The following is a 21,602-nucleotide window of genomic DNA, read 5'->3' on the forward strand; positions in this document are numbered from 1 at the left end:
ATTTCAACTCTGAAATTTTTGGCTTGCAGATATGCTTTGGATTTTCAGCTGTCCTGCCGCAGTAGTCGCAAACATAGGCATCCTTCAGCTCGGCATAAACAGGGTTGCACAGGTGGCTAACATCTGTTGATAACCTGCCGCAGGTTTTGCAGGTATAGGTTTTGTTCTTTTTTGCCTCAGCCATTTTTGAGCTCCTTTCTAATTTAAAATGGTTTATACTTGAATACAAACTCAAATTTCAAAAGTCAAATTACATGGCGTCAGCAACCATCACTTCAGCATCAGTCCGCCGTCAACCACTATTGTCTGACCCGTGATGTAGCTTGAATCCTTACACAGGAAAACAACTGTTTTTACAATATCCCCGTAGTCTCCAAATCTTTTGAGCGGAATTTTTTTCAGAAAACCTTCCTTTGCCTCTTCATTTACGTCATCCGGAAAGCTTATTGTGCCAGGGGCAATTGAATTGACCTGAATATGAGGCGCAAGAGAAAGGGCAAGGCATTTTGTAAGCATTATTACACCTGCCTTTGATGCGCAGTACGCCATGTAAGAGGGCCATGCTTTTATTCCTCCGAGAGAAGAAATATTTATTATCTTGCCATTTTTTCTTTTCTTCATTCTTTCAGAAACAATTTTAGAGCAGAAAAAAAGTCCCTTGAGATTTACATCCACAGTAGTATCCCATATTTCCTCTGTAACCTCTTCAAGTGGAGCCCTTTTTATAACTCCTGAACTATTAACTAGAATATCAATCCCGCCAAAATTTTCTTCTGCCGTTTTAACCATTTTCTGAATCTGTGGAACTTTTGAAATATCAGCTCTAATCGCAATAGCATTCACTCCCATTTTTTCTGCTTCTGCTCTTGTTTCCTCAGCGCCTTTTTTTGAGGAAGAATAGTTTATAATTAAATCTGCTCCTGCTTTAGCAAGTCCGAGTGCAATTGCCTTTCCCATATTCCTTCCTGAACCAGTGACTAATGCTACTTTGTTTTTAAGTTCCATAAAAAATAATTTTTAGTTCATAGTGATAGTTTAAGCTACCGTCATTGCGAGCGAAGCGAAGCAATCTCATCTTTTGCTACCAACTGACATTTGTCAACTCTGATGTGAGATTGCTTCGGGGCTTTGCCCCTCGCAATGACATTGGTTTTTTTTCAGTAACCTATCAAGTCAACAACAAACTTCTTACTGTTTAAAAATTCTCTCAATCTCCCCATCACTCATCAGCCTTTTTTCTCTAATGACATCAATGATTGACTTGCCGGTCCTGTTAGACTCCTTTGCAACCTCTGCTGCAGCTGCATACCCGATATAGGGGTTAAGGATTGTTGCCAAACCAAGGCTGTTTTCTGCATATCTCCTGCAAATATCTTTATTTGCGGTTATTCCCTCAACACATTTTTCTCTTAAAACTTTTAATGCATTTGTTAATATTCTTAGTGATATTACTACGTTAAAAGCAATCACAGGCATCATCACATTAAGTTCAAGCTGTCCTGCCTGTGCTGCCATTGATATCGTAAGGTCATTGCCAATGACCTGAAAAGCAACCATAGTTGTCATTTCTGCCATGACAGGATTGATTTTCCCGGGCATTATTGAAGAGCCGGGCTGCACAGAAGGAAGGTTGATTTCATCAAAACCTGTTCTTGGTCCTGAGCTCAAAAGCCTCAAGTCATTGCAAATTCTCACAAGGTCAAAGCAGAAGCCTTTCAGGCTTCCTGAAAGCTCGACAAATGGCGCCATGCTTTCCATTGCCTCAAAAAGGTCAGGAGATGATTTCAAATCCAATCCTGTAATCCCTCTTAAATTTTTCACAACCCTTTCTCTGTATTTTGGATGGGTATTTATTCCGCTTCCCACTGCGCTACCGCCAATTCCAAGGAGTCCCAGAGAGACGATTGCATTTTCCGCTCTTTTCTTCCATTTTCTGACAGATTCTCCATAGGCGCCAAACTCATTTCCAAGAGTCATCGGCACAGCGTCCTGAAGATGGGTTCTTCCTGATTTAATAATAAATTTAAACTCCCTTCCCTTTAACTTAAAAGCCTTTCCCAGAGAATCCATTTCAGAAAGAAGTTTTCCCAAAAGTTTCAGTGATGCAATTCTTATTGCTGTGGGGAAAACGTCATTGGTAGACTGACTCATATTTACATGGTCATTTGGATGGACAAGGCTGTTGTCTCCCTTTTTTCCGCCAAGGATTTCACAAGCCCTGTTGGCAATTACTTCATTTAAATTCATATGGGATGATGTTCCTGCGCCTGCCTGAAAAGCATCCACAGGGAAATCCCCCTCAAACCTTCCCTCCAGAACTTCCTTTGCAGCTTTAATTATTGCCTCGCCTTTTTTTTTATCCAGTTTTTCAAGCTCCATATTCGCCTTTGCAGCTGCTATTTTAATTTCTGAAATGGCATTTATCATTTCCTTTGAAAGAGTGAATCCGCTGATAGGAAAATTGTCCACAGCCCTTGAAGTCTGAACACCGTAGTATTTATCATCAGGTATTAGTTTTTCACCAAGATAATCCTTTTCTTTCCTGTATTTCACTTAATACTCCAGTTGTTTTTCAAAACATGCAATGAGATAAACAATGGTGCAAATTCTGCCCCAGCAATGTGACAGGCAATTTGTAATCCCCCTTTACCCCCTTTAGGAAAGGGGGGATGGGGGGATTTTTGTACACCTAACTCGAAATGATTAACTCAGAAAAATTCAAATATCCAGAGTTCCGGTTCTTCAAGATATGCCTTTACTCTGTTCAGGAACTGGACAGCAGGCACGCCGTCAACAACCCTGTGGTCAAAGGAAAGGCAGAGATTCGTCATCCACCTCTTTGTTATTTCTCCCTTAACAACAACAGGCCTTTCCATTATCCTGTGGACACCAAGGATTGCAACCTCAGGGTAATTTATAATTGGCGTTGAAGCAATTGCCCCGAAAACTCCGGCATTTGTTATTGTAAAACTACCTTCGTGTATATCCTGAAGGGTTAGCTTGTCGCTCTGTGCCTTGATTCTGAGTTCATCAATCTCTTTTGCAAGCTCAACGACGCATTTCTTGTCTGCTGAATGAATTACAGGAACAACCAGGCCTGATTCTCTTGCAACAGCAATACCAATGTTATAGTATTTCTTAATCCGAATCTCATCTCCAACAAGGGAAGAGTTGATCATTGGATATTCTTTCAGCGCCTGCACCACTGACTTGATTATAAAAGGCATGTATGTCAGCTTTATCCCGTATTTTTCTTTTATTTCATCTTTTCGCTTGCTTAAAAAATCAACCCACCGTGTCATATCAACTTCATCCCATGTGGTAACATGGGGAGCCTCGCGCTTGCTCTTTACCATATGCTGGGCAATCATTTTCCTTACAGCTGTCAGATGAACAAACTCCTCTTTCTTTGAATCAGCGGGTTTCCAGAATTCAGGGCTTATCTCTGCCTGCTCCTCTTCAACTATTGCCTCAATACGTCTTTCAACTAAAGCCATTATATCTTCCTTTGTCACTCTTCCGCCTGCGCCTGTTCCCTGAATAATGGCAGGGTCAACTCCGTATTCATTTGCAAGTTTTCTCACTGCAGGAGAATACCTCTTCTTTTCAGTTTCTCCTGCCTCCACTGCTTTTAAAATATCTTCAGGTTCTCTGAGGGTTCTGGGTTTTTCTTCTGTTTTTGCATCTGAAACAGTTTCTTCAGCAAGTTTTTCTCCCGGCAAAAGAATGATTGCAAGTTTAGCCCCTATAGGAACTGTCTCTCCCTCCCTGACAAGTATTCTGGCAAGAATCCCGTTCTCAAGGCATGGCACCTCAACATTCACCTTATCAGTAATTATTTCAACTAACGGCTCATCTTTTTTTATCTTTTCGCCCTCTTTTTTATGCCATTTCGAGATAGTCCCTTCAACTACACTCTCGCCCATTTGAGGCATTTGTATTTGAACAGGCATTTTATTAACTCCTTACTAATATGCTGCAACTTTCCTCACAGCATTTATAATCTTTTTAGGATTCACCATAAAAAAATCCTCCATTGGAGGAGCAAAGGGCATTGTTGGAATATCAGGTCCCGCAACCCTTGTGACAGGAGCATCCAAATATTCAAAAGCCTCTTCTGCAATGATTGCTGCAATTTCACCTCCAACACCTCCGGTCTTGTTAGCCTCGTGAACTATTACGGCTTTTCCTGTTTTCTTCACTGATTCAAGAATTGTTTCTTTATCAATTGGAAGCAATGTCCTCAAATCTATTACTTCAGCAGATATTCCTTCCTTTGAAAGTTTCGCAGCAGCTTCAAGAGAATAATGAACCATTAATCCATAAGTTATTATGCTGACCTTGTCACCTTTTGTCCTAACTTGAGCCTTGCCAATAGGAACAATATAATCTTCCTCTGGTATATCCTGTTTTATGCTGCGGTATAGTTTCTTATGTTCAAAGTATATCACAGGATTACCATCACGGATAGAGGCTTTCAGAAGCCCTTTTGCATCATATGGTGTTGAAGGAAATACAACCTTTAATCCCGGCTGGTCAACAAACCATGCCTCATTGCTCTGTGAATGGTAAAGCCCTCCGCCGATTCCTCCGCCACAGCAGACTCTGAAAACAACAGGAACCTTGTAACTCCCTCCTGACCTGTATCTCAGTTTTGCAGCCTGCTGTATTATCTGGTCCATTGCAGGAGTAATGAAATCAGCAAACTGTATCTCAGGTACTGCCCTCATTCCCATCAATGCAGCCCCGACAGCCCCTCCTGCAATAAATGCCTCAGAGATAGGAGTGTCAATCACCCTCATTGGACCAAATTTTTCCTGCAACCCTTTGGTCGCTTTGAAAACTCCTCCGTATAACCCGATATCTTCTCCCATAAGAAACACTCTCTCATCCCTTTCCATCTCTTCTGCAAGGGCTTCAGTTATTGCTTCGATAAAGGTTACTTTTTTCACTTTCATTCTCCTTCATAATATACATCCTCAAGTGCTTCTTCCGGAGCCGGATAAGGGCTCTTTTCAGCAAACTCCACAGCCTCGTCTATCTCTTTCTCAATCCTTCCAAAAATCTGATTTTTTTCCTGCTCACTCAAAATCTTTTTCCCCAAAAGGTATTTCTCAAAACGGGGAATCGGGTCTTTCTTTTTCCACTCTTCCACTTCTTCGCTTGCCCTGTAATTTGCAGGGTCTATTTCTGAATGGCCATACCAGCGATAGGTTCTGCATTCTATGAATGTGGGTCCGTCGCCTTTTCGCGCTTTTTCAATGGCTGCACCTGCAGCTTTCTTTACTTCAACGACATCATTCCCATCAATCGTAACTCCTTCAAAACCATACGCCTTAGCCCTCTCTGAAAGAACTGTAAGCGCGGTCTGAAGATTTAAAGGTACTGATTCAGCCCAAAGGTTGTTCTGGCAGATGTACACAATTGGCAGTTTATGAATTCCCGCAAAATTTAATGCCTCGTGGAAACCTCCCCTGCTTGTAGCCCCATCTCCAAAAAAACTCAAAACCACATTGTCAGTTTTCTTTATCTTAAAAGCCAGTGCTGCTCCTGTTCCAACAACAACCTGCCCTGCCACAGTGCTTGCAGGGGTTATGACATTCAGCGGGGCATAGCCATAATGGCAGGGATGTGATTTCCCTTTATCAGGGCTGGTTTTGCGGGCATAAATCTGAGCCATAATATATTTTATTGGAACGCCTTTTGCAACGTTTGCGCCTATCTCTCTGTGTGACGGCGCAATAACATCCTCCTTTTTCAATCCATAGGTTGGAACTACTGTTGTTGCCTCCTGTCCAACAGCGGAAAAATAGGTGCCTGTAAACCTTGCCTGCTTGAACAGTTTTCGCGCTCTCTCATCAAGGTTTCTTGTTAATAATAATAAATAATATAATTCCTTTAGCTGGTTATTTTCTGGTTTGTTAGCTATTGCAATCACCCCCATCTGATAAAATAATTACATAGTGAGTACATTCCCTGTAGCTTGCAGGCTGTTCGACAATTCCTTTTCCGTCATTGCGAGCGACCAAAGGGAGCGTGGCAATCTCAGTTTTAGCTGTAAGCTGATAGCTGTCAGCTTTAAAGCGAGATTGCTTCGTCGCTTCGCTTCTCGCAATGACATTGTCGGGCAACTTGCTTGGCTGTGGAGAGCTTTAGTTTGGTATTTATTTGGAATTTGAGATTTGAAATTTACCATAATACATCCTCATAACCTTATGGTCCCACATGAGTAAACCTGAAACCGTCTTCTTCTTCAAACCATTTGGGAAACCGTTCAAGAATTTCAAGCTCAGTCTTTAAAATCCTTTCATGGTTTTTTTCAAAACCTGCCAGGTATTCAAGCATACACTTTCCGCTTAAATCCTTGGCTTTTGACGCTCCGAGGGAATAGAGCTTATATGCCTCTCTCTCTTTGCTGATAGCTATCTGAATAAGTTCCTTTATGGCAATCTCTTCAGTATTGATGGTTTCTTTTCTTTCTCTCCCCCTTGGCGGGATAGGGGGAAACTTTTCTCCTGTAAGCTCGTTGTATTTCTTCAGGAGCATTTCTTTATGAAGTTTTTCTTCTCTGGCAAGGCTTAAAAGCTTTTCCTTTACAATTTTGTTTTTTACTTTCTGGGCTAATTTTCTGTAAAGTTTATAAGATTCCTCTTCTGACCTTGCACCGATTCCCAGAATTTCAACTGCTGTCAAATCCTTGTCAATCATTGTAGGCCTTTTCTTTTTAAAAGCTTTCCCCTTGCCTCTGCATTGAGGCAAGGGGGATATTCTTATAATTTAATTCAAAATCTCAACAAACTTTTCTCTTGGTGCCCCGCATCGCGGACATTTTTCAGGCGGTTCTGAACCTGTGTAAATATATCCGCACACACCGCACCTCCATTTTCTCACTTACATATCTCCCTATTATTATGCAGGTTTGCATGCATCCACAGGACATACCTCGGCACATGTTCCACAATCAGTGCATTTTGCCGGATCAATTACATATATTGTTTCACCAGAACTTATAGCCTTTTCAGGGCAACTTTCAGCACAGGCTCCGCAGGCAATACATTCCTCAATTATCTTGTGAGACATTTTCTCTCCTTATTCTTTAAGAACTATAATTTTGTATTTCTCTACCAATATGAGCCAATTATCTATTCTTTTGTCAAATATTTTTTGACTTCGCCAAGAACTTTTTCAATTGCTTCCTTCAGTGAAGCTTCCATTAATATTCCTGCCGCGCGCACATGTCCGCCGCCATTTAAACGGTTGGCAATTTTGTTCACATTATAATCATCTTTTGACCGCAGGCTGACTTTTACCTCTTTTCCGTTTCTTTCTAAAAAGAATATTGAAACTATAACTTCTCTGATATCGCCAAGCATATTGACAAAACCGTCAGTTTCTTCTGTATTCAGGTTAAACTCTTCAAGCATTTCTTTGGTAACATAAAACCAGGCAACTTTTCCTTCGCATTCTATATTTAAATTTGAAAGGGCTCTCCCTAGTACTTTCATTCTTGATGGTGAACGTCTCTCATGAATCTCCCTGTAAATCTTTTCAGGCCTGATACCTTTCTCAAGAAGCCTTGAGACAATCATATGGACTCTTGAAGTGGTGCTTGGGAACCTGAATGAACCTGTATCTGTCATTATTGCAACATAAATCCCTGTAGCTATATCTTCATTAAGAGGAATCTCAAGAGATTCTCCAAGGTCATATATCAACTCCCCTGTTGAAGAAGCCCTCTCATCTATTATATTTAAATCTGCAAAACCTGAGTTTGACGGATGATGGTCAACACAGATTTTCAATGCCTTGCTCTCTCTCATAATAAGAGAACCAAACTCCCCGACTCTTTCCCAGTTGCTGATATCAACAACAAAAATCACATCAGCCTTCCGTATGATGTTTATATACTCTTTTGAAAAAACTTTTATGTCACCATATTTACTTAAAAACAGATAGTTCTCAGGTATTGGACTTTCATTTATAATAAAAGCCTCTTTGCCAATTTTTTTAAGCATAGCTGCAAGAGCAACTTCTGAACCAAGCCCGTCACCATCAGGATTTATATGGGTTGTAATTAGGAACTTAGAATGTTCCCTTATGATTTCTACTACTTTTTCAAACATATTTCGTTATTCTTCTATCCTTAGCTTATTTACTTTTATGTTAAAAAATTCTAAATCCAAAATCCTAAACAATATCTAAATCCAAAATTCAAATGTTCAAAAATGGTTTGGATTAATGTTTTGGATTTAGGTCATTAGAATTTTGAATTTGTTTACCCCGCTTAGAAATTTTAATTTCTAACGGGGTTTAGAATTCAGAAATTAGGATTTAGGATTTCATTATTTATTCCCTTACATAAAGATCAAGCTCATAATCATCAAACGGCTGGTGAGTCAGTGCCCTGTACTCTGCAACCAGTATCTGCTCGTGTCCCCGCTCATCCTGAGCAAGGAGTTCCATTACCTCTTCAAGAAGCTTGTCTTCAGCCTTATCAGCCATCTTCATATAGTGGTTATGGGCTTTTCTCTCAGCATTTATGGCAATCCTCAGGGCATCAATCTGGTTGGTCTTGCTCTCGACCATATTTCTTGCCATTTTTATCCATTTTGCCCTTGGCTTCATTTCAGGCAAAGGGTCACTTGTAAGGCTTTTATGTCTTTCTGTCAGGATTTTTTCATGCCTCTTCTCATCCCCTTCAAGAAGATTGAACACTCTTTTTGCTTCCTTCTTTTTGGTGCACTTTGCCGCTTCTTTATAAAAACCCTGCGAATCAATTTCAGCGTGAATAGCCTCCTTCATCAATTTTATTATGTCTTTTAAACTCATTAATTCCTCCTCCTCTGAATAAAATTATTTCAGGTTACTATATAAAACATGAGATTCATCATCCCTCATAAATCGGTCTCTCTTTATTTGAAAACCAGTCGCTCGGATTTGACAGATATTCATAAGTGTTTTCTAAAATTTCATAATGATTGCTTTCTTCTTTAACAAGTTCTTCATAAAATGCCCTTTCAAGAGGATTATCTGTTTCATCTGCTCTCTTCTGGTAAAATTTATACCCCTTTGCCTCCATCTCTTTTGCTATCTTCAGGGCTTCTACATCTCCGGAATCAGCCCTGAGAATTTTTATAATCTCACCCTTTACTCTTGTAAAAATAGTTTCAAAGTCCGCAACTTTTTTCTTCCCCACACTCTTTTTACTTGCTTTGGGCCACTCGCCAGATTTCTTAAGCTTCTCATAAATTGACTTGACTTTTTCAATGTGTTTTTTTTCTTCATCAGCAATATATTTAAACATTTCCCTGCCAACTAAATTCTTGGTTTTTTTGTTTGCCTTTGTATAAAAATTATACCCGTCTTTCTCAAATTTTATAGCAAATTTAAGAGCCTCAAGAGCATCCTTATTACCACTTGCCATACTGCTACCCCCTTTTTTTCTCTTATTGGTTTTAAACTTTGTTACTTACTAAATTCCAAATTTCAAAACTCAAATTACCAAACCTGAAACTCTTCACAAAATTTTATAAAATCACCATCTCTCCGCAAGCCTTTTCCCGTACAGCTTATGAAAAAATTTATCTTCATCTGAAATATAGACTACATTTCCGCCAGCCATATTCTGCCCTGCTGTTTTCCCCTGTACAGAGGCACTATGCCATCCAAAATTTATTCTGTTAATCTTTTTATTTATATCATAAACCTGCGCAACATCCCCTGCTGCATAGATATTTGCAATGTTTGTCCTCAACTCCTCACTAACTAAAATCCCTTTATCGCATTTTATACCGCTGCCAGTCAAAAAGTCTGTATCAGGCTCAAGTCCGAGAGCCACACCTATAAACTGGCATTTTATCTCTTTGCCTTCGTCTGTAAAAACCAGGTATTCTTTCCCGTTGCTGTCTATAATATCATTTATTCCCTCATCAGGAAAAACGGAAATTCCTTCATCCCTGAGTTTTTTCTCTACCTCTTTTTCTGAAATATCTGTAAGTCCTGACGGCCAGAACAGTCCGGATTTGCTCAGATATATTATTTCTACCTCCTGTCTTTTGAGCGCTCTCAGCAGTTCAACTCCAATATATCCGCCGCCAAAAACAAGTATTCTTAAGGCGTTTTGAACCCTTTCTTTTAATCTGTATGCGTCAGCAAATGTTTTCAGTGTAAATACTTTTTCCCTGTGAACCAAAAGTTTCTGAGGAAATTTCTGTTTTCCTCCTGTAGCAAGAAGGAGAAAATTATATTTTTCCTTTTTACCATCGCTTAAAACAACTGCATTCTCATCAGGCAAGACCTTTAAAACTTTTTTACCGCTTATTACAGTTATGCCTTCTGAAACAGATTCACTTTTGAAAAATAAATCATCTTCTTTAAGCTCTCCTGACAGAAAATCGCAAATAGCAGGTCTTATATAAAAAGGGTTAACCTCATCTGAGATTAAAACAACCTCATTTTTTGCGTCCGAATCCCTGATCTCTTTTGCAGCGCTCAAACCTGCTGCCCCGCATCCAACAATTATGTATCTCATATATCTCTCCAGTTTCTCAATACCTCAGTAATAAGCCTTACGCCAACCCCTGTTGCTCCCCTTGGACTATAATCCCTGTCCCTGTCATTCCAGGCAGTACCCGCAATATCAAGATGCACCCACGGAAAATCATTAACGAATTTCTTCAGAAAAATCCCGCCAAGGATTGCTCCTGCACCGCCGTCGCTTCCGATATTTTTAACATCTGCTATATCGCTTTTAATCTGCTCGTCATATTCCTTCCACAGGGGCAGTTCCCATACCCTTTCAAATGTTTTTTCACCTGCCTTCCTGAACATATCCATCAGACCGTTATTGTTCCCCATCATCCCTATTGCCTGGTCACCAAGGGCAACAAAGCATGCGCCTGTTAATGTGGCAAGGTCTATAATTGCATCAGGATTGAATCTTTTTGCATAGTAGAGAGCATCAGCAAGTATCAGGCGGCCCTCAGCATCAGTGTTCTGTATCTCTATAGTTTTGCCTGAAAGGGAAACAACGACGTCTCCGGGTTTGGTGGCAGAGCCGCCGGGAAGGTTCTCAGTGGCAGGAATAAGCCCGACTATTCTCAAAGGAAGTTTTAAAGAAGCCGCAGCCTGAATCACTCCAAGAACAACAGCTCCTCCTGCCATGTCATACTTCATTTTGTGAAGGTTCCGGCTCGGTTTCAAAGAGATTCCCCCGCTGTCAAAAGTAATTCCCTTGCCAACAAGGGCTACAGTTTTATTGCCAGCATTTTTGGGACAATAATCAAGTATAATAAACTTCGGAGGCTCATAGCTCCCCTTGGTAACTGACAGAAATGCCCCCATTTTGAGTTTTCTAATCTCTCTTTCCCCAAGTACCCTGCATTTAAGCCTCAGTCGCCCGGATATTTCTCTTGCCTTTTCAGCCAGAAATGTCGGAGTTGTATAGTTTGCAGGTTTTACAATCAGCTCACGGCTCATATTAACTGCATCAGAAATTTTTTTCCCTATCTCAACCCCTTTTGATGCCTTACCAAAAGTTTTTTTGTTATTCAAAAGGAGAACTAGCTCTTTAATCTCTTTTTTCTCTTCTTTCTTTGCTGTTGCCAGTTTATCAAATTCAAAAAGAGCAAGCTCACTGCCCTCTGCTATGCTCTGGCAGAGTTCTTCTGTCTTAATATTGTTTGGAATTTTTTCCGGAATAGCTATGACAGCCTTGCTTATTCTTGCATCTCTGAGTCTTTTCAGAGCATTTCCTGTCTTTCTGCGGATTATATCAATATGTAAATCTTTACCCTTGCCAAGACCTGTAAGAAGCAGCCTTTTTGCATTAATAAACTGGTTTGTATGAAGGAGTGTGCTCTGGTCAATTTTTCCTGTAAATTCACCGCTTCCTGCTACATCCGCAAGCATCCCCTTAAGTGCTGAATTCAGTTTTTTGTATACCTCGCTGTCTTTATTGAACCCTTCAAAAAAGAATAGTATTATAGCTTCAGCTTTTTCTTTTTCAACTCTGCCGGTTTTAATTGATATTCTCATAAAAAACCAGGTTCCTTTCTAACGATTAGGTATCTTAAAATTCCTTTACTTCATACTAAGGTTTAATTTCTAAGTCAACGGATTTTGAAGCCCCTTGCAGCAAGTTTGCGAGCAGGTCCCTTGCTCGTCATTGCGAAAGGCTTTAGCCCTAGCAATCTCGCTCGGGATAAACTCCGCAATCTCGGTTTCTTATAAATCAATGAGTTCCAGATTGCTTCGTCACTTCGTTCCTCGCAATGACGGTCAAAAAGGGACTTTTTCAGAAAACTGCTATTTAAGGATACAAACTAAGCAGGGGTTCAAAATTTTGAACCCCTGCTATAATATTTTCTTTGAATCAAAGGATTAAATCTGTTTTCAGTTCAGAAATGATTTTAACTTTCTGATTCCCATGATTCTTCTCAGTTTATTGATTGCCTCTTCCTCTATCTGCCTTACCCTTTCTCTTGAAAGAGAGAAATCTTCTCCTATCTCTTCAAGTGTATGGTTCACATTAAAATCTATTCCAAAGCGCATTCTCACAATCCTTGCCTCTCTTGGAGATAAGGACTTCAAAACCTCGCGCAGTTGCTTCTGAAGCTCCTTGTCGCTCAAATCGTTTTCAGGTGAAGGAGAATCTGTATCCTCAACAAAACCCATTAATGTCGATTCATTCTCTTCTTCCTCATTGGTTTTATCAAGAGAAATAGGCTCCTTCTGAATATTCAATACCATTCTTGCAAAATCCTCAGGAACCTTTACCTTCTCTGCCATTTCTCTTATTGTTGGTTTTCTTTTAAACTCCTGAGACAGGGTTCTGAAAGCCCATTTGAGCTTTCTTATCTTTTCTACAATATGAACAGGTATTCTTATGGTTTTTGCCTGTCCCATAAGGGCTTTCATAATCATTTGCTGTATCCACCAGTGAGCATAACTGCAAAATTTTATCCCTCTCTTGTAGTCAAACTTGTCAATGGCAGTCATCAGACCAATATTCCCTTCCTGAACCAGGTCAAGCAACTGAAGCCCTCTGTTTTCAAACTTCTTTGATACGCTGACAACAAAACGGAGATTTGCTTTTATCAGTTTATCTTTTGTTTGTTTGTAAATTAACTGACCTTCCCTTATACTATTTGCAAGTTTCTTTAACTCCTCAGCAGAAACTACCGGTTCCCATTTCCCCCATTCATCCCTGTTCCCTGCCAGCCTTTTATCTGCTGTTAAATCCTTTCTCTTTGCACGCTTTCCCTCTTTCTTGCTGTTCAAAACCCCATTTGCTATCTCAATTGTTCTTTGACCAAGCGCCTCAATCTGGTCAAGGTTAAACGGAATATTTTTTATAAGGGATATAATTTCTCCGTGGCATTTCCTTGTGTCATTTTTTATTTTCTCAAATTTTCTGCCTTCCCTGCTGCACCTTTTCAGGAGCTTCAGATAAGAGTTTATCTGCTTTTCCTTATCTATTACCCTATCTATTACTGAAATAATCTGTTCTCTTTTTTTCTCAGCTCCCATCAGATACATTTCATCAAAGGGGTTTACCCCAAGCACCTCTTTTACTTTAATATTGCGCCCTTTTAGTTCCGTTCCGAGCCTGATTATCTCTGAAATGGAAAATGGGGACGCTATTACTGCTTTAGTGGCTTCATCCCGTGCTTTCTGAAGAATCTCAAAACTCTCAAGTTCCTTTTCACGGGTAAGGTAGGAGTTCACGCCTATCTCTCTGTAATATTTCAAAATAGGGTCTTCTTCAAAATCACCGGATTTATTTGAAGCGGACAAAAAACCCTTCTCGCCACTATTATCATTGAGCTCTTCTGAAACAATTTTTTCAGGTTCACTGTAAAGAGCAGTCTTAAGTTCATCATTTGACTCAGTTAATTCGTCATTAAGGGTTCTCATTGTTTTCCTTTCATAGATAAAAAAATGAAGGTTTATTTTAAACTCTGTTTATAAATCATTATTAATTTTAATCCTTCTCTCTAATCTAATTTCTTACGTAAACATCATTTTTATTAAAAAAAACTTAAATTACTGCGCTGAACAATTTGGGAACTTCTTTATACTTGCCTTTAATATTACATTCCCTGAGACAATTATTAATCTTCCTCTTGCATTCAAAACACTTCTTTACCAGTTCCTTGGATACCTCAATATCTTCCTTTATCTGCTGAAACTTCTCTATCCGCTCATCCAGACCAAAAGACCTCTTTTCAAGAAAATCATATATTTTTCTTGCAGCCTCCCCGCCAACACTGCTTTTTTTGCGTATAGTGAAGAGCTCTTTTATTTCAGAAAGGGTTAGTCCAACTGACTTAAGCCTCTGAATTGTCATAACTTTGTTAAAATCTTTCTTATCGTATCTTCTGAAGCCTCCTGCTGACCTCTCTGCAGGAAGTAAAATACCTAATTCCTCGTAATATCTGATAGTCCTCAGCGATATATTTGCCTTTTTTGCTAAATCTCCAATCTGCATTTTAAGCACCTCATTTTATTAATCAATCTTTATCTGCGCCCAATATATATAACCCTTACGTTAATGTCAAGTTTTATTTGAGATTTCTAAAAATATTTTAAGTTTTTTCATTAAGCCAGCCTTTTAGAGAAAATTCAATTGAAATCCATCCCTTGTTCCTTTAGGATTGAACCATTGTGAATAGATTTAGTTAACAGTAGTTAGTACTATTAACTTAGAACTAAATACTGACTACTATTCACTGTTCACTATATACTATCCGCTGTTAACTAACAGCTGACCAATGAAGGGAAAACTTGGCAGGCAGAAAAAAGTTTGACGTCATAATAGTCGGCGCTGGAGCTGCAGGGCTTACAGCAGGTATCTTTTGCAGGATGCGAAAACTCTCAACCCTGATAATTGATTACAGGGAGCCCGGCGGACAATTAACCTCTGTCTATTCATCCAAGCCAATAATGGATTATCCATCTTATGACCTGATTCTCGCAGCAGAGCTTGCAGGCAGCATAATCAGGCAGACAAAAAAACTTGGGATCGATTTCATTTCAGAAGAAAGGGCAGAAGATATAAAACCTGCAAAAGACGGGTTTGATATAACAACCTCCAGCAGTTCATACAGGGCAAAAGCAGTAATACTGTCCATGGGAATAGGAGTATTCAAGCCAAGGGCGCTTGGAATTATCGGCGAACAGGAGTTAATCGGATGCGGCGTCGCATATGGAATTCCTGAGATGAAAGCTGTAAAAGATAAAAGAATATTATGTGTTGGAGGAGGAAACAGTTCCCTTGAAGCAGCCCTCACAACAAAAGATGCGGCAAAGGAAGTAACTTTAATCCACCGCAATAAATCCTTTGAAGCCTATGAGTTTTACAGGGAAGCAATAATGAATTCTAAAGTTAAAGTAAAATTCCATACAGAGCTTAAGGAAATTTTAGGAGCTGAAAGGGTAAATGAAGCAATCCTCTTTAACCGTGAAGAAAAAAAATATGAAAAACTGAAAACTGATATGGTTGTAATAAATGCAGGGCTAATACCGAATTTCAAAAAACTCAAAGACTGGGGTCTTGAAGTTGACAGCGCAGGAGTAAAGGTCGATTCAGAAATGATGACATCAAAGGAAGGAATTTTTGCCTGTGGTGATATGGTTTCCTATAAAGGAAAACTGAAGCTTTTAATCTCTGCAAGCGGTGAAGGCTCTATTGCCGCAGAATCCGCGTTTAAGTATATATCAGAAAGATCTAAGTAAAAAAGCCATTACTTCCCATGCTGTCTGACAATTCCATGTCTGTCATTGCGAGCGACCAAAGGGAGCGTGGCAATCTCGATTTTAAGCTGTCAGCATTCAGTCATCAGCTATTAGATGAGATTGCTTCGCTATCGCTCGCAATGACATTGCCAAAGAGCCTACTTTACTGAGAGATAATTCATTTTTTAATCTTTGATTTTATCATCACACCAACGGCATCCTCACCACAAACTCAGTCCCTCTTCCAACCTCGCTGTCAACATCTATTGAACCGTCGTGCTTCAGAATAATTTCATATACAGTTGAAAGTCCAAGCCCGAACCCCTCTCCTTCATCCCTTGTGGTATAAAAATAATCAAATATTGAATTAAGGTTTTCTTTTGGTATGCCGCACCCTGAGTCTCTTACTCTTATAACTACATTCTTCCTTTCTTTTGCAACTGATATAGTTATTTTTTTAAGCTCTCTGTTTTCAACCGCATTTAAGGCATTTGCAATCAGACTCATGAACACCTGCTGGAGCTCCCATTTATTCCCCATTGTCTCAATTGCATCGTTGCCAGAGTTAAAATCTATTTTAACTCCAAGCTCTTTGAAGCGACTCTTTGCAAGGCTCAGGGCTTTCTGCACAACCTCCTTTACGCTGACCTTTGACGGCGACCACTTGCGCTGTGCTGATGAATAAGACAGAAGTTCTCCGACAATCTTACTGCACCTTCTGCCTCCCTTTATTGCAAGGTCAAGCATTCTTTTCTTTTTCTCCTCTGTCTTTTTCAGTTCAGCAAAATATGTATTTAAGTTTTTAAATGCCTTCCCTTTTATTTTATTTTTTTTACATATACTTTTAAATTCATCCTCATTTAATCTGTCGCTCATATTCTTAAGCATCTCTATGTTTGTAACAACACCTGTCAGGGGGTTATTAATCTCGTGAGCAACCCCTCCTGCAAGCCTTCCAAGCGAGGTAAGCCTTTCAAGAAGAACAATCTCATAGTTTTTCCTCTTCATTTCAAGAAGGCGATTAACCCTGAAACAAAGTTCTCTTTTTTCAACAGGCCTTGTAATATAGTCATCAGCCCCTGAATTCATTGCCTTTATTCTGTCATCCTGCTCACGCAGGGAAGTTATTACAAGGACCGGTATCAGCCGTGTCTTGTTATTCTCTTTTAATCTGGAGCAGGTTTTAAAACCGTTTAACACAGGCATTATGTCATCAAGAATAATCAGGTCAGGAAATTTTTCTGCTGCAAGTTTTAATGCTTCAAGACCATTCCCTGCAGGGATGACCTCAAAATTCTCGTCCTCAAGAAATTTCCTGATTATGCGGCAGGATGCCTCTGAATCGTCAGCAAGAAGGATTGAAATCTTTCCTGTCCCGGTTTTTATCTTCTCAGTCATCAAACCCCTTCCAGATAACTTTATCAGGCTTTCTCTGGTGCGGAGAGGGAGATTCGTCCGGGTAGCCAAGGGTTATTAATGCGACAAGCTCCTTATCAAGGATATTCAAAAAATTTCCTACATCCTCTGATATATATATTACCCCGCTTGTCCAGCAGCTTCCAAGCCCTTTTGAATAGGCTGCAAGAAGAAGGTTTTCTATTGATGCCGCAACCGAGAGGATTGCATTGTGGCTTGAAGAGGAGCTTATCTCTGAAAAAACCACAATCAGTACAGGCGCTCTTCCTGAAGAGCTGAGGAACTGTGCTGTAATCGTCTTGGTCCTCTCTGAAAGCTCACCCTCCATGGCGCTTACAATATACTGGAAGCGTTCATTCAGGAAAGAATAAAGCCTCTCTTTTTCTTCTCCTGTTAAGACAACAAACCACCAGTTCTGGTGGTCAAGGTATGAGGGAGCCCACAAAGCCGCCTTAATAACCTCAGCAACTATCTTTTTATCAATCCTGTCAGGCTTAAACTTCCTGACACTCCTTCGTCCCCTAATAGCTTCAAACAGTTCCACTGTCCAGTATCTCTCTTAATTTTTTTAAAAGTTCTGTTGGCAAAACAGGTTTGGAAATAAAATTAAATCCTTCCTCAACAAACCCCTTATTATATATGATATCTGCTGTGTATCCGCTTGTAAAAAGCGCCTTAATATCACTTTTTATCTTTCTTATCTCCTCATATGCCTCTTTTCCGTTTTTATTAGGCATCACCACGTCAAGGACGAGGAAATCTATTTTATCTTTATTCTCAATAAATTTTTTTATTGCATCATTCCCGTCAACTGCCTCAATCACCTTATAACCATATTCCTCAAGAATACTTTTTACAAACCCCCTGACTCCGCTGTCATCCTCTGCCACAAGCACTGTTTCTTTTCCAAATACTGAAACCGTCTTTTCTGCCGCTTCTGTTTTCTCAACCTTAGATTCAGTTAATGGCAGATATATACTAAACCTTGTTTCCTTCCCGGGCTCGCTGTAGCAATTAATATAACCATTGTGCTTCTTGATTATTCCGTAAGCCATTGACAGTCCAAGCCCTGTCCCTTTGCCAACCTCCTTGGTTGTAAAAAATGGTTCAAATACCTTTCCTATTGTTTCTCTGTCCATACCAACACCTGTATCTGTAACAGAAATGCTGGCATACCTTCCGGTGTTCCCGTAGCCATAGGTTTTTTTGAATTTCTCATCCAGTTCCTTAATATTTGTGCTTATTGTTAAAACTCCTCCCTTTGGCATTGCATCCCTTGCATTTGTAACAAGATTCATCAATACCTGCTCCATCTGGCCAGAATCTGCCATCACAATAAGATTTTTATCTGCAAGGGTTAAATTAAGCTCAATATCCTCCCCAATAACCCTTCTAAGAAATTTCTCCATTCCTTTCACACTATCATTGATATTTAACGGCCTCGAATCGGTTAATTGTTTTCTGCTGAAGGCAAGGAGACTCTGAATTAAATCAGCAGCCCTCTTTGAAGATTTAAATATCTGCTCAACATAATTACTTAACTGTTCATCTCCTCTGGTTTTAGAAGCAAGGATTTCACTATAACCTATTATTGCTGTAAGGATATTGTTAAAGTCATGCGCAATACCTCCTGTAAGATTGCCAATCGCTTCCATCTTCTGCGCCTGACGGAGTTGGTTTTCAAGTTTTCTGTGCTCTGTAATATCTCTGGCAATCTCAAGTATATTCACTACCTTCCCTTTTTCATCCTTTACAGGAAATGCCCGTAAATCCCACTTCCTGCCATCAGGGCTTACATTTTCTAAATTTTCTATATTCCCTGTCTGAAAGCTCATCAAAACAGGGCATTTAGCACAAGGAATTGAACGTTTATGCCACAATTCATAACAATGCTTTCCCTCTATATCTGAAACCTCTATACCCAAACCCTCTGCAGCTCCACGATTTGCCCAGATTATTTTCAGGTCAGGATTCTGTAAAACCAGCGTGTCAGGAATAGCATCAAGCAATGTATTAAATTCCTGAAACAGCCTCCGGTATTTTTTTTCACTTTCAATAAGCACCTCCTCTGCCTCTCTGCGCCTGGTTTCAGCGATATCAATTTCTCTTCCAATCACACGAGATATTTTCGATATGAGGAAAGAGGCAATAATCAACGAAAGGATTGCCACTAATGATGATAGCAATGTATGGCTGGTTACCCGCGATAAAAATATATTTTCCAGCAAATGACCAAGCATGATAATGACAAGAACAAATGGAAGGAATGCCCGCATCATACGGGAATAAACTGATGAACCGATGAATAATTTTGTTGGCCAGCAGGCTGAACCCTGAGAAAAAATAATTCCCAAGCCAAAAAATACAAAAGCGATTCCTGTTGTAAGCGCTACCGGTATTACTTTCCCGCCATATAATAACGGGCTTCCATACAAATAACCTATCAATACTATAAAACCTATAAGAACTACAGCAACAGCAAGCTCTCCTGACAGATTTCTGACCCTTTCTCTGTTTTTTGATGAGGCGAAAAGCATTAACAGAAGCGCCAAACCGGATAGTAAAAAAAGAGAAGCCGTAATTGGCGACATTCTACCTATTAAAACTTCACCAAATCTTTCCGGCTCAGGAACAAACAGGTTTTCAATATCAAAACCTGTTAAGCCAAAAAAATTGCCAGCTATAATAGAATTCATAAGTAAAGACAGAAATACGTTAATTCTGGAAATTATCTTGCCAAAATTACTCAATGGCAGACGTGCATGAAAAAACAATGCGCTGCTCAACAGGATAAACGACATAGCAGTGCTTGGAGCCATTGGAATATATTTATTGCTGATTCTTGTAATGATAAGGAAATTAGTCATCCAGCCTGCAATCGCAAGCAAACTGAAGCCTACTGTTACTGCAATGCACAGCAGTGAAAGTTTTTTTATTGTAGACTCAGAATGGATATCATCGCTCATAAACATTCTCCATTCCCCGGAAGGTTCTCCTGCAACAGGAAGTGTTTCAGAAGTATTATAAAGCAAAAAAATTTTGAGAATTTTCTTTGGTAGGAATCTTACAACAACATATCCCCGATGTCAACTACATGCTATCCGCCAACAATTGCCTGTTTTTTAATACCTTTATCCAAGACATTCCCTGCCTTTCTTGAAAACCCCTGTATTGAAAACGGTGTTTGAAAAAGAGAATTTCAGAAATCAAAACTCCGCCTTGAACCCAACATCAAAAACCTGACTGCAGTTAGGACAGATTAGTTTTATTTTATATTTTGACTTTTCACTTCTTCCAGACCTTTCAAACATTATGTGAAAACCGTTTCTATAGCCGCATTTAGGGCAGACCTTGAAGCTTTTCCCTATTTTTTTCTTAACTGCCTTCATAAAAATATCCTTTTAATAAAATACTAACTACTGTTCACTGACTACTTATTTCAAACTCACAGCTTTTTTATCCCCAGCTCCTTCATCTTTCTCCAGTTCGACTTTCGACTTTTTAAAGTATCCAGTCCGGTTTCAGATGTTTGAAGCTTTCAAACTGGACAAGCGCCATGTAGATACCAAAAAGTGTTATTAGAATCCAGGCAATCCAAATCCATAAATATGATTAAGTTCCTCCAACGCCATATAAAGGCCAAAAATAGCTATCAGAACCCCACTAATCCTTGTAAACATAACTTCATATTTTTCCTGATTCAACTTCTTCAAAAACATTGAAGCCCTGCCAATAAAATAGGTCATTATCAAAACAACAAGCGTAGTAGCTATAGCGTAGGCTAAAAAAATTAACACACTGGAAAGAATGCTATCTGATTTAAGAGCTAATGTATACATTGGTAGAGTAGCAGGACACGGGAGAATCATATTGATAAAGCTTAGCGAAAACATTCCCCAGTAGATTCCGTGTTTAAATTTTTTCTTGCCTGGCTTTGCAGGTTTTTCTCTGTGGTCTTTGCTGTGGCTGTGGCTGGTTTCATGGCTATGGCTATGTCCATGGTCATGGTCGTGGTCATCATGTTCGTGGTCAAAATGAAGCCACGTCGGCTTAAATATTAGAATAATTCCAAGAATAATCAGAATACCTGCTGTGCCTGCCCCCATGTAAGCACTCCAGTTCATAGGGATGAAATCACCTATAACACCAAAAGCTATCCCTAAAAGAATACAGGCAACAGTCGTTCCAGCGCAAAACATTAAACTTATATAGAACAGCTTTTTCATAGTCTTTGCAGTTATTGCAAAAGGCGCTAATATAGGCCATGAATGTTCACACGGACTTAAGCCATGGAGAAGCCCAAGAAGTATGGGCAGTCCTAACAGCCCCAAAATAGAAGTAAAATTAGAAATCACACCGTTCATAAAATTTTCCCTTTCGTAAAAAAGGGTTCAAGGGGTCTAGGGTTCTAGGATTTAAGTGAAAATCAAATCCCAACCCTCGAACCC

Annotated in this window: 21 protein-coding genes and 1 pseudogene (1 of these 22 running past the window's edge); 1 reads left to right on the top strand and 21 read right to left on the bottom strand. The window is 39.6% G+C overall.

Going from position 1 to position 21,602, the window contains the following annotated elements; all coding sequences use genetic code 11:
• The 16 genes and pseudogenes from A3H37_09230 to A3H37_09305 all read right to left on the bottom strand — a co-directional run.
• Positions 1-184: pseudogene (locus tag A3H37_09230) on the bottom strand (hypothetical protein); it reaches 71 nt to the left of the window's first position.
• Between the two features lie 86 nt (positions 185-270).
• The gene (locus A3H37_09235; protein OGL51529.1) at positions 271-1,005 is read right to left on the bottom strand and encodes a hypothetical protein; all 735 of its coding nucleotides are present in this window, start codon (positions 1,003-1,005) and stop codon (positions 271-273) included.
• A gap of 183 nt (positions 1,006-1,188) precedes the next feature.
• The gene (locus tag A3H37_09240) at positions 1,189-2,553 is read right to left on the bottom strand and encodes an aspartate ammonia-lyase (GenBank protein OGL51530.1); all 1,365 of its coding nucleotides are present in this window, start codon (positions 2,551-2,553) and stop codon (positions 1,189-1,191) included.
• 155 nt (positions 2,554-2,708) lie between these two features.
• Positions 2,709-3,953 carry a hypothetical protein gene (locus A3H37_09245; GenBank protein ID OGL51531.1) on the bottom strand — a complete coding sequence of 415 codons (1,245 nt, stop codon included), beginning with the start codon at positions 3,951-3,953 and terminating at the stop codon, positions 2,709-2,711.
• A 15-nt stretch (positions 3,954-3,968) separates the two neighbouring features.
• Positions 3,969-4,958: a 2-oxoisovalerate dehydrogenase gene (locus tag A3H37_09250; GenBank protein OGL51532.1), complete on the bottom strand. Its 990-nt coding sequence runs from the start codon at positions 4,956-4,958 to the stop codon at positions 3,969-3,971.
• Entirely contained in the window at positions 4,955-5,944 is a 990-nt protein-coding gene (locus tag A3H37_09255) for a hypothetical protein (GenBank protein OGL51533.1), read from the bottom strand. The genes A3H37_09250 and A3H37_09255 overlap by 4 nt, the downstream gene beginning before the upstream one ends.
• Positions 5,945-5,956: 12 nt before the next feature.
• Entirely contained in the window at positions 5,957-6,196 is a 240-nt protein-coding gene (locus tag A3H37_09260; GenBank protein OGL51534.1) for a hypothetical protein, read from the bottom strand.
• A 17-nt stretch (positions 6,197-6,213) separates the two neighbouring features.
• Positions 6,214-6,759, bottom strand: a complete 546-nt coding sequence (locus A3H37_09265) for a hypothetical protein (GenBank protein OGL51535.1) — start codon at positions 6,757-6,759, stop codon at positions 6,214-6,216.
• 150 nt (positions 6,760-6,909) lie between these two features.
• On the bottom strand, positions 6,910-7,080 hold the full coding sequence (locus A3H37_09270) for a ferredoxin (GenBank protein ID OGL51536.1): 171 nt from the start codon (positions 7,078-7,080) through the stop codon (positions 6,910-6,912).
• A gap of 62 nt (positions 7,081-7,142) precedes the next feature.
• On the bottom strand, positions 7,143-8,123 hold the full coding sequence (locus A3H37_09275; protein OGL51537.1) for a hypothetical protein: 981 nt from the start codon (positions 8,121-8,123) through the stop codon (positions 7,143-7,145).
• Between the two features lie 223 nt (positions 8,124-8,346).
• Entirely contained in the window at positions 8,347-8,829 is a 483-nt protein-coding gene (locus A3H37_09280) for a hypothetical protein (protein OGL51538.1), read from the bottom strand.
• Between the two features lie 58 nt (positions 8,830-8,887).
• The gene (locus A3H37_09285) at positions 8,888-9,424 is read right to left on the bottom strand and encodes a hypothetical protein (protein ID OGL51539.1); all 537 of its coding nucleotides are present in this window, start codon (positions 9,422-9,424) and stop codon (positions 8,888-8,890) included.
• A 111-nt stretch (positions 9,425-9,535) separates the two neighbouring features.
• Complete coding sequence (locus A3H37_09290) at positions 9,536-10,531, bottom strand: hypothetical protein (GenBank protein ID OGL51540.1); 996 nt, start codon at positions 10,529-10,531, stop codon at positions 9,536-9,538.
• Complete coding sequence (locus A3H37_09295) at positions 10,528-12,036, bottom strand: leucyl aminopeptidase (protein ID OGL51541.1); 1,509 nt, start codon at positions 12,034-12,036, stop codon at positions 10,528-10,530. Before A3H37_09295 ends, A3H37_09290 begins: the two co-directional genes overlap by 4 nt.
• Positions 12,037-12,393: 357 nt before the next feature.
• Complete coding sequence (locus A3H37_09300) at positions 12,394-13,917, bottom strand: hypothetical protein (protein OGL51542.1); 1,524 nt, start codon at positions 13,915-13,917, stop codon at positions 12,394-12,396.
• 124 nt (positions 13,918-14,041) lie between these two features.
• Positions 14,042-14,491, bottom strand: a complete 450-nt coding sequence (locus A3H37_09305; GenBank protein ID OGL51543.1) for a hypothetical protein — start codon at positions 14,489-14,491, stop codon at positions 14,042-14,044.
• A gap of 296 nt (positions 14,492-14,787) precedes the next feature.
• Between A3H37_09305 and A3H37_09310 the strand changes: the two genes are divergently transcribed.
• Positions 14,788-15,738 carry a hypothetical protein gene (locus tag A3H37_09310; GenBank protein ID OGL51544.1) on the top strand — a complete coding sequence of 317 codons (951 nt, stop codon included), beginning with the start codon at positions 14,788-14,790 and terminating at the stop codon, positions 15,736-15,738.
• Positions 15,739-15,942: 204 nt separating this feature from the next.
• Here the strand turns inward: A3H37_09310 and A3H37_09315 are convergent, their stop codons facing one another.
• The 5 genes from A3H37_09315 to A3H37_09335 all read right to left on the bottom strand — a co-directional run bounded on the left by A3H37_09315 (position 15,943) and on the right by A3H37_09335 (position 21,518).
• A complete protein-coding gene (locus tag A3H37_09315; protein OGL51545.1) occupies positions 15,943-17,136 on the bottom strand; it encodes a hypothetical protein in 1,194 nt (397 codons plus the stop codon).
• On the bottom strand, positions 17,129-17,698 hold the full coding sequence (locus tag A3H37_09320; GenBank protein ID OGL51546.1) for a hypothetical protein: 570 nt from the start codon (positions 17,696-17,698) through the stop codon (positions 17,129-17,131). The genes A3H37_09315 and A3H37_09320 overlap by 8 nt, the downstream gene beginning before the upstream one ends.
• The gene (locus A3H37_09325; protein ID OGL51547.1) at positions 17,685-20,186 is read right to left on the bottom strand and encodes a hypothetical protein; all 2,502 of its coding nucleotides are present in this window, start codon (positions 20,184-20,186) and stop codon (positions 17,685-17,687) included. Before A3H37_09325 ends, A3H37_09320 begins: the two co-directional genes overlap by 14 nt.
• Before the next feature lie 174 nt (positions 20,187-20,360).
• Positions 20,361-20,543, bottom strand: a complete 183-nt coding sequence (locus A3H37_09330) for a hypothetical protein (protein OGL51548.1) — start codon at positions 20,541-20,543, stop codon at positions 20,361-20,363.
• Positions 20,544-20,732: 189 nt separating this feature from the next.
• On the bottom strand, positions 20,733-21,518 hold the full coding sequence (locus A3H37_09335; GenBank protein OGL51549.1) for a hypothetical protein: 786 nt from the start codon (positions 21,516-21,518) through the stop codon (positions 20,733-20,735).
• Positions 21,519-21,602 lie beyond the last annotated feature (84 nt).

The sequence above is a fragment of the Candidatus Schekmanbacteria bacterium RIFCSPLOWO2_02_FULL_38_14 genome (genome assembly GCA_001790855.1).
Taxonomy (GTDB): Bacteria; Schekmanbacteria; GWA2-38-11; order GWA2-38-11; family GWA2-38-11; genus 2-02-FULL-38-14-A.

Bases quoted from the DNA above. Each gene is read 5' to 3' on its own strand.
- A3H37_09250 (OGL51532.1), bottom strand. From the start codon at position 4,958: ATGAAAGTGAAAAAAGTAACCTTTATCGAAGCAATAACTGAAGCCCTT.
- A3H37_09300 (OGL51542.1), bottom strand. From the start codon at position 13,917: ATGAGAACCCTTAATGACGAATTAACTGAGTCAAATGATGAACTTAAG.
- A3H37_09255 (OGL51533.1), bottom strand. From the start codon at position 5,944: ATGGGGGTGATTGCAATAGCTAACAAACCAGAAAATAACCAGCTAAAG.
- A3H37_09275 (OGL51537.1), bottom strand. From the start codon at position 8,123: ATGTTTGAAAAAGTAGTAGAAATCATAAGGGAACATTCTAAGTTCCTA.
- A3H37_09280 (OGL51538.1), bottom strand. From the start codon at position 8,829: ATGAGTTTAAAAGACATAATAAAATTGATGAAGGAGGCTATTCACGCT.
- A3H37_09315 (OGL51545.1), bottom strand. From the start codon at position 17,136: ATGACTGAGAAGATAAAAACCGGGACAGGAAAGATTTCAATCCTTCTT.
- A3H37_09235 (OGL51529.1), bottom strand. From the start codon at position 1,005: ATGGAACTTAAAAACAAAGTAGCATTAGTCACTGGTTCAGGAAGGAAT.
- A3H37_09305 (OGL51543.1), bottom strand. From the start codon at position 14,491: ATGCAGATTGGAGATTTAGCAAAAAAGGCAAATATATCGCTGAGGACT.
- A3H37_09335 (OGL51549.1), bottom strand. From the start codon at position 21,518: ATGAACGGTGTGATTTCTAATTTTACTTCTATTTTGGGGCTGTTAGGA.
- A3H37_09285 (OGL51539.1), bottom strand. From the start codon at position 9,424: ATGGCAAGTGGTAATAAGGATGCTCTTGAGGCTCTTAAATTTGCTATA.
- A3H37_09270 (OGL51536.1), bottom strand. From the start codon at position 7,080: ATGTCTCACAAGATAATTGAGGAATGTATTGCCTGCGGAGCCTGTGCT.
- A3H37_09260 (OGL51534.1), bottom strand. From the start codon at position 6,196: ATGGTAAATTTCAAATCTCAAATTCCAAATAAATACCAAACTAAAGCT.
- A3H37_09330 (OGL51548.1), bottom strand. From the start codon at position 20,543: ATGAAGGCAGTTAAGAAAAAAATAGGGAAAAGCTTCAAGGTCTGCCCT.
- A3H37_09295 (OGL51541.1), bottom strand. From the start codon at position 12,036: ATGAGAATATCAATTAAAACCGGCAGAGTTGAAAAAGAAAAAGCTGAA.
- A3H37_09290 (OGL51540.1), bottom strand. From the start codon at position 10,531: ATGAGATACATAATTGTTGGATGCGGGGCAGCAGGTTTGAGCGCTGCA.
- A3H37_09245 (OGL51531.1), bottom strand. From the start codon at position 3,953: ATGCCTGTTCAAATACAAATGCCTCAAATGGGCGAGAGTGTAGTTGAA.